The sequence below is a fragment of the Cellulomonas sp. NPDC057328 genome, from assembly GCF_042667215.1.
GTDB lineage: Bacteria > Actinomycetota > Actinomycetes > Actinomycetales > Cellulomonadaceae > Cellulomonas.
In genome coordinates, this window is the sequence record NZ_JBHUZW010000218.1 from 1 (window position 1) to 1,379 (window position 1,379).

Annotated in this window: 1 protein-coding gene; it reads left to right on the top strand. The window is 75.3% G+C overall.

Annotated elements, in window-relative coordinates:
- Nucleotides 1-76: 76 nt before the first annotated feature.
- Nucleotides 77-1,321 carry a beta-ketoacyl-ACP synthase II gene (gene fabF / locus ACFUMH_RS19080; protein ID WP_378209216.1) on the top strand — a complete coding sequence of 415 codons (1,245 nt, stop codon included), beginning with the start codon at nt 77-79 and terminating at the stop codon, nt 1,319-1,321.
- Nucleotides 1,322-1,379: the final 58 nt, after the last annotated feature.

Sequence of the window (1,379 nt, forward strand, 5' to 3'; positions counted from 1 at the left end):
CCCGACGCCCCCGCGGCGGGGAGGGCGGGTGCCAGCACGCGCCGTCCCGCCGCCCCGCACACACCGAGGAGCACCCATGAGCACCGTCCCCGAGGTCGTCGTCACCGGCCTGGGCGCGACCACGCCGCTCGGCGGCGACGTCCCGTCCACGTGGCAGGCCGCCCTGGCGGGCGAGTCGGGTGCCCGCACCCTCGAGAACGACTGGGCCGACCGCTACGACATCCCCGTCCGGTTCGCCGCCCAGCTGCGCGTCGCACCCGACCAGGTGCTCCCGCGCCCCGAGCTCAAGCGCATGGACCCGTCCGCGCAGTACGCGGTCATCGCGACGCGCGAGGCCTGGAAGGACGCCGGCTCGCCCGAGGTCGACGGTGACCGCCTCGGCGCCGTCGTGTCGTCCGGGATCGGCGGCATCTGGACCACCCTCGACGCGTGGGACACGCTGCGTGAGAAGGGCGGCCGCCGCGTCCTGCCCATGACCGTGCCCATGCTCATGCCGAACTCTCCCGTCGCCTACGTGTCGCTGGAGCTCGGTGCGCGCGCCGGTGCGCACGCACTCGTCTCGGCGTGCGCGTCCGGTGCGGAGGCCATCGGCTACGCCGTCGAGATGATCCGGTCGGGCCGCGCCGACGTCGTCGTCGCCGGCGGCACCGAGGCGGCGATCCACCCGATGCCCGTCGCCGCGTTCGCCGCGTCGCGCACCCTGTCGACGCGCAACGACGACCCGGCCGCCGCGTCGCGTCCCTACGACACCGCCCGCGACGGCTTCGTCCTCGGCGAGGGCGCCGGCATCGTCGTCCTCGAGAGCGCCGAGCACGCCCGTGCGCGCGGCGCCCGTGTGTACGCGCGCATCGCCGGCGTCGGCCTCACCGCGGACGGCTACCACATCACGTCGCCGGAGCCGTCGGGCGACGGCCAGGTGCGCGCCATGCAGGCGGCGCTCGCCGACTCCGGCGTCGCCGCCACGGACGTCCGGCACGTCAACGCGCACGCGACGTCGACCGTCGTGGGGGACCTCATCGAGGCCCGGAGCATCCGCGGCGTCCTCGGCTCCGACGCGGACCACGTCGCCCTCTCGGCGACGAAGTCGATGACCGGACACCTCCTCGGTGGTGCCGGCGCGCTGGAGACGATCTTCGCGGTGCTCGCCCTGCACGAGCGGCAGGCGCCGCCGACGATCAACGTCGACGACCCCGACCCCGAGCTGGTGCTCGACCTCGTGCGCGACAAGCCGCGCGCCCTGCCCGACGGGCCCGTCGCGGCGATCAACAACTCGTTCGGCTTCGGCGGGCACAACGTGGCGCTGGTCGTCACGGCGGACTGAGCCGACCCTCGCACGACGCGACCCCGGACCCGTACGGGTCCGGGGTCGCTGTGCGTGG